The sequence below is a fragment of the Streptomyces apocyni genome, from assembly GCF_009739465.1.
Taxonomy (GTDB): domain Bacteria; phylum Actinomycetota; class Actinomycetes; order Streptomycetales; family Streptomycetaceae; genus Streptomyces; species Streptomyces apocyni.
In genome coordinates, this window is record NZ_WHOM01000033.1 from 407,165 (window position 1) to 419,964 (window position 12,800).

The 12,800-nt window shown below is 67.7% G+C and carries 10 protein-coding genes and 2 rRNA genes; 2 read left to right on the forward strand and 10 right to left on the reverse strand.

Features of this window, described 5'->3' with window-relative positions:
* Positions 1-19: 19 nt before the first annotated feature.
* Positions 20-835, reverse strand: coding sequence for a TlyA family RNA methyltransferase (locus GCN81_RS02450; RefSeq protein WP_156721720.1), 816 nt, complete (start codon positions 833-835; stop codon positions 20-22).
* Between the two features lie 7 nt (positions 836-842).
* On the reverse strand, positions 843-1,154 hold the full coding sequence (locus GCN81_RS02455; protein WP_156721721.1) for a hypothetical protein: 312 nt from the start codon (positions 1,152-1,154) through the stop codon (positions 843-845).
* Positions 1,155-1,232: 78 nt separating this feature from the next.
* On the opposite strand from GCN81_RS02455, the gene GCN81_RS02460 reads away from it, so the two are divergent.
* Positions 1,233-1,580 (forward strand): sterol-binding protein, encoded by a 348-nt coding sequence (locus GCN81_RS02460; protein WP_156721722.1) that lies wholly within the window; start codon positions 1,233-1,235, stop codon positions 1,578-1,580.
* Between the two features lie 76 nt (positions 1,581-1,656).
* On the opposite strand, the gene GCN81_RS02465 is transcribed toward GCN81_RS02460, so the two are convergent.
* The 4 genes from GCN81_RS02465 to GCN81_RS02480 all read right to left on the reverse strand — a co-directional run bounded on the left by GCN81_RS02465 (position 1,657) and on the right by GCN81_RS02480 (position 5,724).
* Complete coding sequence (locus GCN81_RS02465; RefSeq protein WP_156721723.1) at positions 1,657-2,508, reverse strand: ABC transporter ATP-binding protein; 852 nt, start codon at positions 2,506-2,508, stop codon at positions 1,657-1,659.
* Positions 2,505-3,533, reverse strand: a complete 1,029-nt coding sequence (locus GCN81_RS02470; protein WP_156721724.1) for a FecCD family ABC transporter permease — start codon at positions 3,531-3,533, stop codon at positions 2,505-2,507. The genes GCN81_RS02465 and GCN81_RS02470 overlap by 4 nt, the downstream gene beginning before the upstream one ends.
* A complete protein-coding gene (locus GCN81_RS02475; protein WP_156721725.1) occupies positions 3,530-4,612 on the reverse strand; it encodes a FecCD family ABC transporter permease in 1,083 nt (360 codons plus the stop codon). The genes GCN81_RS02470 and GCN81_RS02475 overlap by 4 nt, the downstream gene beginning before the upstream one ends.
* 83 nt (positions 4,613-4,695) lie before the next feature.
* Entirely contained in the window at positions 4,696-5,724 is a 1,029-nt protein-coding gene (locus GCN81_RS02480) for an HAD hydrolase-like protein (RefSeq protein WP_156721726.1), read from the reverse strand.
* A gap of 71 nt (positions 5,725-5,795) precedes the next feature.
* Here GCN81_RS02480 and GCN81_RS02485 point away from each other — a divergent pair, with 71 nt between their 5' ends.
* A complete protein-coding gene (locus GCN81_RS02485) occupies positions 5,796-7,070 on the forward strand; it encodes a DUF1015 family protein (RefSeq protein ID WP_156721727.1) in 1,275 nt (424 codons plus the stop codon).
* A 76-nt stretch (positions 7,071-7,146) separates the two neighbouring features.
* Here the strand turns inward: GCN81_RS02485 and GCN81_RS31685 are convergent, their stop codons facing one another.
* The 4 genes from GCN81_RS31685 to GCN81_RS02500 all read right to left on the reverse strand — a co-directional run bounded on the left by GCN81_RS31685 (position 7,147) and on the right by GCN81_RS02500 (position 12,699).
* The gene (locus tag GCN81_RS31685; protein WP_197287446.1) at positions 7,147-7,968 is read right to left on the reverse strand and encodes a tetratricopeptide repeat protein; all 822 of its coding nucleotides are present in this window, start codon (positions 7,966-7,968) and stop codon (positions 7,147-7,149) included.
* Positions 7,905-9,110: a hypothetical protein gene (locus tag GCN81_RS31690; RefSeq protein ID WP_197287447.1), complete on the reverse strand. Its 1,206-nt coding sequence runs from the start codon at positions 9,108-9,110 to the stop codon at positions 7,905-7,907. Before GCN81_RS31690 ends, GCN81_RS31685 begins: the two co-directional genes overlap by 64 nt.
* Before the next feature lie 220 nt (positions 9,111-9,330).
* Positions 9,331-9,447, reverse strand: a 5S ribosomal RNA gene (gene rrf / locus GCN81_RS02495).
* 129 nt (positions 9,448-9,576) lie between these two features.
* Positions 9,577-12,699 (reverse strand): 23S ribosomal RNA (locus GCN81_RS02500).
* Positions 12,700-12,800 lie beyond the last annotated feature (101 nt).

Consider the following 12,800-nt stretch of genomic DNA (forward strand, 5'->3'; position numbering starts at 1 on the left):
TCGGCCGTCAACTGGGTCGTCAACTGGGTCCCTCCGCCACCGCACGGTCAGCATCCGCCGGGTCGAGTGCGGGTGCCCCGGCCCTGAGCCACAGAAAGTACTCGACGTTCCCGGACGGTCCCGGCAGCGGGCTGGCGGTGACGGCTTGCGTCCCGAAGCCCAGGTCCCAGGCCTGTCGGGCTACCGTCCGCACGGCATCGGCGCGCAGTGCGGCGCTGCGCACCACACCGCCGCTGCCGAGCCGCTCCTTGCCCACCTCGAACTGCGGCTTCACCATCAGCACCAGGTCGGCGCCGGGCGCCGTGCAGCGCACCAGGGCGGGCAGCACCAGACCCAGCGGAATGAAGGACAGGTCGCCCACGACCAGGTCAACCGGCTCGTCATCGATCACCTCAAGCGTCAACTCACGTACGTTAGTACGGTCCTTGACGGTGACCCGTTCATCGCTCCGCAGCGACCAGGCGAGTTGACCGTAGCCGACGTCCACGGCCACCACATGGGCCGCCCCGGCCCGCAGCAGCACATCGGTGAAGCCCCCGGTGGAGGCGCCCGCGTCCAGCGCGCGCCGCCCCTCGACCTTCAGGCCCTGCGGGACGAACGCCGCGAAGGCGCCCGCCAGCTTGTGCCCGCCGCGTGAGACGTAGTCGGGGTCGTCGGCGTCCTGGGTCACCACGATGGCGGCCCCGGTCTCCACCTGGGTGGCGGACTTGGTCGCGGTGTTCCCACCGACGGTGACCCGCCCGGCGGCGATCAGCTGCCCGGCGTGCTCGCGCGACCGCGCCAGCTTGCGGCGTACCAGCTCGGCGTCGAGGCGGCGGCGTGCCACTCCTGCCACGTTCGGTTCAGCTCCTGTTGTCGTACGGGCTTGTCGGGGCGGGTGCGTCGGAACCCTGGCGTGCGTCGGGACCCTCGCGTGCGTCCAGCGCGGTCAGCGCGTCGCGCAGCCCCCGGTGTACATCCTCGTACACCTCGATATGCCCGTCCGTGGCGAGGTGGTCGGTATCGCCGAGTCGTGCCATGCGCGCGTCGACGTCGGCGTGGCCGGTAGCGGTGCGCGGTACCCCGAGGGGCCGGGGCTCGGCCGGGTCGTGCGTCGATGCGGCCGACGGCTCTCCCCCGTGGTCAGGCTCCTGCTCCGGCATGGTGTCGCTCATGCCCCGACGCTACCGCGAAGGACTGACAGGCCGCTGGAGAGCCTGCCGAAGGCAGGCACTGGGGTACCTTCGATCACGATGGCGACGATAGAGGAGTGCCGCGCCGCACTCGACACACTTTCGGACAACATGTCCCGGGCGAACGGCGACGTACGCGGCGCCCTCGCCCAGGACCGCTCGCTGAGCTGCCGTATCACCGACCTCGACACCACCTTCGAGGGCCGCCTCACAGGCGGCCGGATCGAGGTGACCGGCGCCCACAGCGGACCGCCGCGCGGGAAGGCCCAGATCCGGCTCGCGATGACCGGCGACGACCTGGTGGCCCTGGTCGGCGGCGACCTGCACTTCGCCCGCGCCTGGGCCTCGGGCCGGGTACGCCTTGAGGCCGGAGTCCGCGACCTGCTACGGCTCAGGACACTCCTGTAGCTACGGCTCAGGACGCTCCTGTCACCCGCCAGGGCCACCCCGGCTCAGCGCGCCCAGGTCCTGCTCTCCGGTCGTCCTAGTCGACCCGCGCCGCAGCCACCCGGGCCCTGCGCGCCGCGGGCACGACCAGCGGCGTCCCCGTCTCCGGGTCGTCGATGACCTGGCACGGCAGCCCGAAGACCCGCTCCACCAGCTCCGCCGTGACGATCTCGGACGGCGGGCCCTGCGCGACGACCTCGCCGTCGCGCAGCGCGATGAGGTGGGTCGCGTACCGCGCCGCGTGGTTCAGGTCATGCAGCACCGCGACGAGCGTGCGCCCCTGCTCCTCGTGCAGCTCGGCGCAGAGGTCGAGGACGTCGATCTGATGCTGGATGTCCAGGAACGTGGTCGGCTCGTCCAGGAGCAGCAGTGGTGTCTGCTGCGCCAGCGCCATCGCGATCCAGACGCGCTGCCGCTGACCGCCGGAGAGCTCGTCGACATAGCGATCAGCCAGTTCGGCGACTCCGGTGGCGGCCATCGACTCGTCGACGACCCGCTCGTCGTCCGGGGACCACTGCCGCAGCAGCCCCTGGTGCGGATAGCGTCCGCGGGCCACCAGGTCGCCGACGGTGATCCCGTCGGGGGCGATGGACGTCTGGGGCAGCAGCCCCAGCGTTCTGGCCACCTTCTTGGCGGGAATCGAGTGAATGGTCTGCCCGTCCAGGAGCACCCGGCCATGGCTGGGCTTGAGCATCCGGGAGAGGGCCCGCAGCAGCGTCGACTTACCGCAGGCGTTCGGGCCGACGATCACGGTGAAGGAGTTGTCCGGGATCTCGACCGAGAGCCGCTCGGCGATGATCCGCTGGTCGTAGCCGAGGGTGACCTCGTCGGCGATCAGCCGGTTCTGCCCGTTCACAGCCGTACGCTCCTGCTTCTGAGGGGTCTTCATATCCGTCCCGCCTTACGTTCGGTGACCAGCAGCCACAGCAGATAGACGCCGCCGAGCAGACCGGTCAGTACGCCGACGGGCAAGGTGTCCGTGCCGAACAGCCGCTGCGCGGCCAGGTCGGCGGTGATGAGCAACAGCCCGCCCATGAGCGCGGCGGGAAGCAGACCAGGTCCCGGCGACCGCGTGAGCCGCCGGGCGAGCTGCGGCGCGGTGAGCGCGACGAAGGAGACCGGCCCCGCCGCGGCCGTGGCGCTGGCGGCGAGCAGCACCGCGGCCGTCATGAGGACCAGGCGGGTGCGCTCCACCGGTACGCCCAGCGCGTACGCCACGTCATCGCCCATCTCCAGCATCCGCAGCGCACGCGCCCGGGAGAGCACCAGCGGTACGAGTACGGCGCACAGCGCGAGCAGCGGCCAGACATGCGCCCAGTCCCGGCCGTCGAGCGAGCCGGTGAGCCAGACCATGGCACGGGCGGCGTCGACTAGCTGGGCCTTGGTGAGCAGATAGCCGTTGACCGCGGTGAGCACAGCGGCCGCGCCGATGCCGACCAGCACCAGCCGGTAGCCGTGCACACCCTGCCGCCAGGCAAGCGCGTAGATCACCGCACCCGTCAGCACGCCTCCGACGATCGCCCCGAAGGCGACAGCCGCGGCGCCGCCCTGAAAGAGCACGATCACCGTGAGCGCGCCCACCGCCGAGCCCTGCCCGAAGCCGATGATGTCGGGGCTGCCCAGCGGATTGCGGGAGATGGTTTGGAAGATCGCCCCGGACAGCCCGAGCGCGGCGCCGACCAGAAGCCCCACCAGAACCCGCGGCAGCCGCAGGTCGTTGACAATGAACTGGTGCGCGGGTGCACCGCTCCCGAGCAGCGTACGGATCACGTCGGCGGCGGGGATCTCGAAGTCACCGGTGCCGATCAGCACGACGCTCGCGGCGAGCACCGCGGCGCAGAGCAGCCCGACGACGGCGAGCGCTCGTGGGTCGAACCGGACGGAGAGGCCCGCCCGGGTGCGTAGGGCCTTCACAACTGGGCCAGCTTCCGGCGGCGTACGAGATAGATGAAGAGCGGTCCGCCGATCAGGGCGGTGACGATGCCGACCTGCAGTTCGGACGGCCGGGCGACGACCCGCGCGACGACGTCCGAGCCCAGCAGCAGGACCGGCGACAGCACGGCCGCGTACGGCAGGATCCAGCGCTGGTCGGGGCCGGTGAACGAGCGGACGAGGTGCGGCACCATCAGCCCGACGAAGGCGATCGGCCCACAGGCGGCGGTGGCCGCGCCGCACAGCAGTGTCGCGGCGGCCATGGACAGCGCGCGCGTACGGTTCAGCCCGGCGCCCAGCGCACGGGCGGTGTCGTCACCCAGCGCCATCGCGTTCAGCGGCCGGGCCAGACTCAGCGCGAGAAGCGTGCCGACCGCCAGGAACGGCAGCACCTGCCACAGCGTGTCCATCGAGGCGGAGGCCAGCGAACCGACCGTCCAGAAGCGCATCTTGTCCAGCGCCACGTTGTCCATCAGCTGTACGGCGTTGATGTACCCGATCAACGCGGCGGTGGCGGCCGTGCCCGCCAGCGCGAGCCGCACCGGCGTGGCGCTGCGGACGCCCCCGAGCACGTACACCAGGACGGAGACGGCCGCGGCACCCCCGAAGGCGAACCACACATAGCCGCTCAGCGAGCTGACTCCGAAGAAGCTGATGCCGGACACCACCGCGGCCGCGGCGCCCGCGTTGATGCCGAGCAGCCCCGGGTCCGCGAGGGGGTTGCGGGTGAGCGCCTGGAGTACGGCACCGGCCAGCCCGAGCGCGGAGCCGACAACCAGGCCGAGCAGAGTGCGGGGCACCCGAAGGTCCCGTATGACGACGTCGTTGTCCGTCCCGGTGTACTGGAACAACCCGTGCCAGACGTCGCCGACGGGTATCTGCTTGGCGCCTACCGCGATGCTCGCGACGACCACCACCAACAGCACCCCGACCGAGACCAGGAGACCGGCGGCGCAGATCGCGGAGCGTCGCCAGGACGACGGCGGTGACGATAGCGGCGACGGCGGTGGCGGTGGCGGTAGCGCCTGGGGACGCTCGCGGGGAGTACTGTCAACCAACACGAGGTTAGGTTAGCCTACCCCTACTTCTCTGGCTGACCCCGTCAACCACCCTCTCCAGCGGCCGAGGCCGCCCACCAGCGCGCCTACCACCCCAGCCTGGCCAGCGCCTTCCCCGCGTCCAGCGTGCAGACTCCGTCCCCGGCCCAGGTCCACGCCGCCGCGCACAGCGCCCGCAGCCCGTCCATGACCGCACCGTCGCCGTCCAGCACAAGCGCGTCATCCCGTACGACCGCGGTCCACCCGCCGCACCCGAACCCGTCCCCCGCGACCGACACCTCCGGTTGCCCGGTCAGCATCCCGCGCAGATCCGCGTCGACATACGTCGGCCGGTGCTCGGGCCGAGCGGCCAGCAGCTGCCCGGCGTCGGTCACCCCGGTCAGGACGAGCAGCGAGTCGACGCCACCGTTGAACGCCCCCTCAATGTCCGTGTCCAGCCGGTCACCGACCACCAGCGGACGCTCGGCCCCGGTCCGCAGAATCGTCTCCCGGTGCATCGGCGGCAGCGGCTTGCCCGCCACCTGCGGCTCGGCACCCGTCGCGATACGGACCACCTCGACCGCCGCGCCGTTGCCCGGCGCGATCCCCCGCGGACTGGGAAGGGTCAGATCGGTGTTGGACGCGAACCACGGCACCCCCAGCGCGATCGCGAAGCAGGCCTCCGCGAACCGGCCCCACGCCAGATCGGGCCCGCCGTACCCCTGCACCACCGCGGCCGGACCATCCTCCGCCGACTCCACCGGCACCAGACCACGCTCGCGCAGCGCGATCCGCAACCCCTCGCCACCGATCACCAGCACCCGCGAACCGGCGGGCACCTGCTCGGAGATCAGCCGGGCCACGGCCTGCGCGGAGTTGATGACATCGGCCGCCTCGGTCGGCACCCCCAGATCGGTGATGTGCGCGGCCACGGTCTCCGGCGTCCGGAGGGCGTTGTTGGTGACGTACGCGAGACGCATCCCGCCTTCACGCGCCGCCAGCAGTGCCTCCACGGCGTGCTCGATGGCCTCACCGCCCGCGTACACCACCCCGTCCAGGTCGAGCAGGGCCGTGTCGTACGCCTCGCTGAGTGCCCGCTCGCTGGCCGCCGGGCTGGTCCTGGGGGTTTGGCTCATTACGTATGGCTCCTCGCTCGCCGTATTCACCCCGATCATCTCGCATCCAGCGCCCCACATACGATGCAGGCATGAACTCCACAGGTCCGGCAGTCAAAGGTCTGCACCTGATCCCGTTCCGCGGACTGCGCTACGTCCCCGAACGGGTCGGCAGTCTGGCCGCCGTGACCTCACCGCCGTACGACGTCGTGGTCCGCCCGGACGGGCTGCACCACCTGGAGTCGGCGGACCCGCACAACATCGTCCGGCTGATCCTCCCCCAGGCCGACACCCCGGCGGCCCGCCGCGAGCAGGCCTCGGACACGCTGCACCGCTGGCTGTCCGACGGGATACTCGCGCCCGACGACGAGCCCGCGCTGTACGTCTACGAGCAGCGCAAGGGCGACCTGCTCCAGCGCGGGATCATCGGGGCACTCGAGCTCTCCGACGCCACGGAGGGCGTCGTCCTGCCGCACGAGGGCGTGATGCCGCACATCATCGAGGACCGCGCGGACCTGATGCGTGCCACCGCCACCAACCTGGAACCCCTGCTGCTGTCCTACCGTGGCAACGGCAACGCGATGGGCGCGGCCGCCGTCGTCGAGCGCACCGTGCTCCGTACCCCGCTGCTCTCCACCACCACCGAGGACGGCCACAGCCACCGCCTCTGGGCGGTCACCGACCCGGCCGAGCTGGCCGAGGTCCGCGCCGACCTCGCCCAGCAGCAGGCCCTGATCGCGGATGGCCACCACCGCTGGGCGACGTATCTGCGCCTGCGCGCCGAGCACACCCCACCGACCCCGTGGGACTTCGGCCTGGTCCTGCTGGTCGACACCGCGCGCTACCCACTCCAGGTGCGCGGTATCCACCGCCTGCTGCACCGCCTCCCCGTCGCGGAAGCGCTTTCAGCCGTTTCGGACACCTTCCGGGTACGCCGAGTCGACGGCCCGCTCCCGCAGGCCCTGGACACACTCGCCGAAGCCGCCGCCGAGTCCAACGCGCTGCTGCTGGCGGGCGACGGAGCCTTCCACCTGATCGACCGACCCTCACCCGAGCTGCTCGCCCGTACGGTCCCGGACGACCGCCCCGAGGCCTGGCGCACCCTGGACGCGACGGTCCTGCACGCCGCTCTGCTCAACCACCTCTGGAAGATCCCGGACGCCCCCGAACACATCGGCTACATCCACGACGCCGCGGCCACGGTCGCCAAGGCGGAGCGCGACGGCGGTACGGCGGTCCTGATGCACCCCGTACGCGAGGAGGTCGTGCGGGACCTGGCCCGCCAGGGAGTCACGATGCCCCGCAAGTCCACCTCCTTCGGCCCGAAACCGGCCTCAGGCCTGGTCCTGCGCAGCCTGGCCCACTGACCCACGGCCGCACATACGACGAAGGAGGGGCGGGACCGTTTCGGTCCCGCCCCTCCTTCGTTTCGTCCCCTACGCCCTACTCAGCCGCGCGCTCAGGCCGGTCATCGTCGGCGCCTTCATCACGCTGCTCGGCCTCGGCGGGAGCGGGAGCCGTGGACGCGCTGTCGCCCGCCTCGGACTGAGCCTCGTCACCGTCACCCTCAACGTCCTCGTCATCTTCATCGAAGGCGTCGACGAACTCCACACCGTCCAGCTCCGCCAAACGGTCGGAGGCGTCCGTGCTGCCGTCCTTGTCCGCCTCGATGGCCTTGGCGAACCATTCGCGCGCCTCATCCTCCCGCTCGGCGGCCAGCAGCGCGTCGGCGTAGGCATAGCGCAGCCGCGCGGTCCACGGCTGTACGGAACTCGAGGCGAGCTCGGGGCTCTGCAGCGTCACGATCGCCGCGTCCAGCTGCCCCATGTCCCGCCGGGCACCGGCCGCGACGAGCCGCATCTCGACCTGGCCCGCCTTGTCCAGCTTCTGCACCTCGGGCGCACCGGCCATGTCGAGCGCCTTCTCCGGGCGGCCCAGGCCACGCTCGCAGTCCGCCATCATGGGCCACAACTCCACCGACCCGCTCATCCGACGCGCCGCCCGGAACTCGGCGAGCGCCTCGGAGTACCGCTGCGTCGCGTACGCGGCGAAGCCCGCGGCCTCCCGTACGGCACCCACGCGCGAGGCGAGCCGCAGGGCGACCTTCGAGTAGCCATAGGCCAGCTCGGGGTCCTCGTCGATCGACTTGGCAACCATCACCAGGTTCTTCGCGACATCCTCGGCAAGCCCCTTGGGCAGGCTCAGCAGCTCCTGCCGTACGTCGCTGTCGATCTCCTCGCCCGTGACGTCCTCCGGGATCGGCAGCCGCTTGATCGGCTCACGCTCCCGCTCGTCCCAACGCGGGCCACGATCGCGGTCATCCCGCCCCCGGAACCCACCACCGGGACGTCCCCGGCTGTCGTCCCTGCGCGGCCCACGGCCACGGTCATCCCGCCCACGGTCATCCCGCCGGAACCCGCCACCACGCCGATCATCGTCGCGCCCACGGAACCCACCACGCTCGTCACGCGGTCCATCCCGCCGATCGTCGCGACGGAACCCACCACGATCATCCCGGGGAGCGTCACGCCGATCGTCACGACGGAACCCACCGCGGTCGTCACGCGGGGCGTCCCGCCGATCGTCACGCCGGTCATCGCGGCGGAAGCCACCACGGTCATCCCGGGGAGCGTCCCGCCGGTCATCCCGGCGGCCGGAGCTCCCACGATCGTCGCGCGGGAACCTACCGCGTTCGTCACGCGGGCCATCACGACGGTCGTCACGCGGGAACGCACCACCGGGACGTCCCCGGCTGTCGTCCCTACGGTCATCGCGCCGATCGTCGCGGCGGAAGCCACCGCGGTCATCGCGGGGGCCGTCACGTCGGTCATCACGACGGAACCCACCACGGTCATCCCGGGGAGCGTCCCGCCGGTCATCACGACGGAACCCACCACGGTCGTCACGCGGGCCATCACGACGGTCGTCACGGCGGAAGCCACCACCGGGACGTCCCCGGCTGTCGTCCCTACGGTCATCGCGCCGGTCATCGCGGCGGAACCCGCCACGGTCATCGCGGGGGCCGTCACGCCGGTCATCACGACGGAACCCACCACGATCATCGCGCGGGGCGTCCCGCCGATCGTCACGGCGGAAGGGGGGACGGTCGCCCTCGCGACGCGGACCGCGGTCGCGGTCGTCCCGTCGAGGGCCATCCGTCCGGTCGCCGGACCGGAACGCGGGGCGTCCGCCACGGTCATCGCGGGGGCCATCGCGCCGGTCATCGCGCCGGAACCCACCACGGTCGTCCCTGCGGTCATCGCGACGGGCCCCACCGCGATCGTCACGCGGGGCACCTCGACGGTCGTCGCGCGGGGCGTCCCGCCGATCATCGCGGCGGAAACCACCGCGGTCAGCACGGGGGCCGTCGCGCCGATCATCACGGCGGCCGGAGCTCCCACGGTCACCGTCTCGACGCGGCCCTCCGCGGGATCCGCCCCGGTCGCCGTCGTCCCGTCGACGCTGCTCGCGTTCCGGTCGGTCGTCGGGAGAGTTGGTCGACATGGGTGACTCCTGTCATCGGTACCGCAGTCATTCTTACGCACTCGGCAACCGAGCGCGCTTCGACAAAAACAAAAGGACCCCTGGTCCCAGCGTGAACGCTGGGACCAGGGGTCCTCAAAAATTGTTCGGCGGCGTCCTACTCTCCCACAGGGTCCCCCCTGCAGTACCATCGGCGCTGTAAGGCTTAGCTTCCGGGTTCGAAATGTAACCGGGCGTTTCCCTCACGCTATGACCACCGAAACCCTATTAAGTAGCCCCGCGATGCGGAGCTGAACAGGGCAGCGAACAAGCACACTCTTCAATTGAGGAACTGTTCAGCCGACACAGCTGTTCGTTACTTCAGAACTAACACAGTGGACGCGAGCAACTGAGGACAAGCCCTCGGCCTATTAGTACCAGTCACCTCCACCCGTTACCGGGCTTCCAGATCTGGCCTATCAACCCAGTCGTCTACTGGGAGCCTTAACCCCTCTAGGGGGTGGGAGTCCTCATCTCGAAGCAGGCTTCCCGCTTAGATGCTTTCAGCGGTTATCCTTTCCGAACGTAGCCAACCAGCCATGCCCTTGGCAGGACAACTGGCACACCAGAGGTTCGTCCGTCCCGGTCCTCTCGTACTAGGGACAGCCCTTCTCAAGACTCCTGCGCGCGCAGCGGATAGGGACCGAACTGTCTCACGACGTTCTAAACCCAGCTCGCGTACCGCTTTAATGGGCGAACAGCCCAACCCTTGGGACCGACTCCAGCCCCAGGATGCGACGAGCCGACATCGAGGTGCCAAACCATCCCGTCGATATGGACTCTTGGGGAAGATCAGCCTGTTATCCCCGGGGTACCTTTTATCCGTTGAGCGACGGCGCTTCCACAAGCCACCGCCGGATCACTAGTCCCGACTTTCGTCCCTGCTCGACCCGTCGGTCTCACAGTCAAGCTCCCTTGTGCACTTACACTCAACACCTGATTGCCAACCAGGCTGAGGGAACCTTTGGGCGCCTCCGTTACTCTTTGGGAGGCAACCGCCCCAGTTAAACTACCCATCAGACACTGTCCCTGATCCGGATCACGGACCCAGGTTAGACATCCAGCACGACCAGAGTGGTATTTCAACGACGACTCCACAACCACTGGCGTGGCCGCTTCAAAGTCTCCCACCTATCCTACACAAGCCGAACCGAACACCAATATCAAACTATAGTAAAGGTCCCGGGGTCTTTCCGTCCTGCTGCGCGAAACGAGCATCTTTACTCGTAGTGCAATTTCACCGGGCCTATGGTTGAGACAGTCGAGAAGTCGTTACGCCATTCGTGCAGGTCGGAACTTACCCGACAAGGAATTTCGCTACCTTAGGATGGTTATAGTTACCACCGCCGTTTACTGGCGCTTAAGTTCTCAGCTTCGCACACCCGAAAGTGCACTAACCGGTCCCCTTAACGTTCCAGCACCGGGCAGGCGTCAGTCCGTATACATCGCCTTACGGCTTCGCACGGACCTGTGTTTTTAGTAAACAGTCGCTTCTCGCTGGTCTCTGCGGCCACCCCCAGCTCACTGTGCAAGACAGATCACCGGTGATGGCCCCCCTTCTCCCGAAGTTACGGGGGCATTTTGCCGAGTTCCTTAACCATAGTTCACCCGAACGCCTCGGTATTCTCTACCTGACCACCTGAGTCGGTTTAGGGTACGGGCCGCCATGAAACTCGCTAGAGGCTTTTCTCGACAGCATAGGATCATCCACTTCACCACAATCGGCTCGGCATCAGGTCTCACCCACATGCCATCCGGATTTACCTGGATGACGGGCTACACCCTTACCCCGGGACAACCACCGCCCGGGCTGGACTACCTTCCTGCGTCACCCCATCACTCACCTACTACAAGTCTGGTCCGTCGGCTCCACCACTTCCCTTTCCCCGAAGGGTCCAGGACGGCTTCACGGACTTAGCATCGCCTGATTCAATGTTTGACGCTTCACAGCGGGTACCGGAATATCAACCGGTTATCCATCGACTACGCCTGTCGGCCTCGCCTTAGGTCCCGACTTACCCTGGGCAGATCAGCTTGACCCAGGAACCCTTAGTCAATCGGCGCACACGTTTCTCACGTGTGTATCGCTACTCATGCCTGCATTCTCACTCGTGAACCGTCCACAACTCGCTTCCGCGGCTGCTTCACCCGGCACACGACGCTCCCCTACCCATCACAGTCCCCGTTGGGGGTATGTACTGCAATGACACGACTTCGGCGGTACGCTTGAGCCCCGCTACATTGTCGGCGCGGAATCACTTGACCAGTGAGCTATTACGCACTCTTTCAAGGGTGGCTGCTTCTAAGCCAACCTCCTGGTTGTCTCTGCGACTCCACATCCTTTCCCACTTAGCGTACGCTTAGGGGCCTTAGTCGATGCTCTGGGCTGTTTCCCTCTCGACCATGGAGCTTATCCCCCACAGTCTCACTGCCGCGCTCTCACTTACCGGCATTCGGAGTTTGGCTAAGGTCAGTAACCCGGTAGGGCCCATCGCCTATCCAGTGCTCTACCTCCGGCAAGAAACACACGACGCTGCACCTAAATGCATTTCGGGGAGAACCAGCTATCACGGAGTTTGATTGGCCTTTCACCCCTAACCACAGGTCATCCCCCAGGTTTTCAACCCTGGTGGGTTCGGTCCTCCACGACCTCTTACAGCCGCTTCAACCTGCCCATGGCTAGATCACTCCGCTTCGGGTCTAGAGCGTGCAACTCAAACGCCCTATTCGGACTCGCTTTCGCTACGGCTTCCCCACACGGGTTAACCTCGCTACACACCGCTAACTCGCAGGCTCATTCTTCAAAAGGCACGCAGTCACGACTGACAGAACAAGTTCTGCCAGCGACGCTCCCACGGCTTGTAGGCACACGGTTTCAGGTACTATTTCACTCCGCTCCCGCGGTACTTTTCACCATTCCCTCACGGTACTATCCGCTATCGGTCACCAGGGAATATTTAGGCTTAACGGGTGGTCCCGCCAGATTCACACGGGATTTCTCGGGCCCCGTGCTACTTGGGTGGTTCTCAAACGAGCCGTTGATGTTTCGACTACGGGGGTCTTACCCTCTACGCCGGGCCTTTCGCATGCCCTTCGCCTACACCAACGGTTTCTGACTCGCCGACCGGCCGGCAGACCGGTCAAGAGAACTCCCACGACCCCGTACACGCAACCCCTGCCGGGTCTCACACGTATACGGTTTAGCCTCATCCAGTTTCGCTCGCCACTACTCCCGGAATCACGGTTGTTTTCTCTTCCTGCGGGTACTGAGATGTTTCACTTCCCCGCGTTCCCTCCACACTGCCTATGTGTTCAGCAGCGGGTGACAGCCCATGACGACTGCCGGGTTTCCCCATTCGGAAACCCCCGGATCAAAGCCTGGTTGACGACTCCCCGGGGACTATCGTGGCCTCCCACGTCCTTCATCGGTTCCTGGTGCCAAGGCATCCACCGTGCGCCCTTAAAAACTTGGCCACAGATGCTCGCGTCCACTGTGCAGTTCTCAAACAACGACCAACCACCCATCACCCCGCCCAACCGGGCGAGTGCACTGGGGTCGGCACCGAAGGACAGGC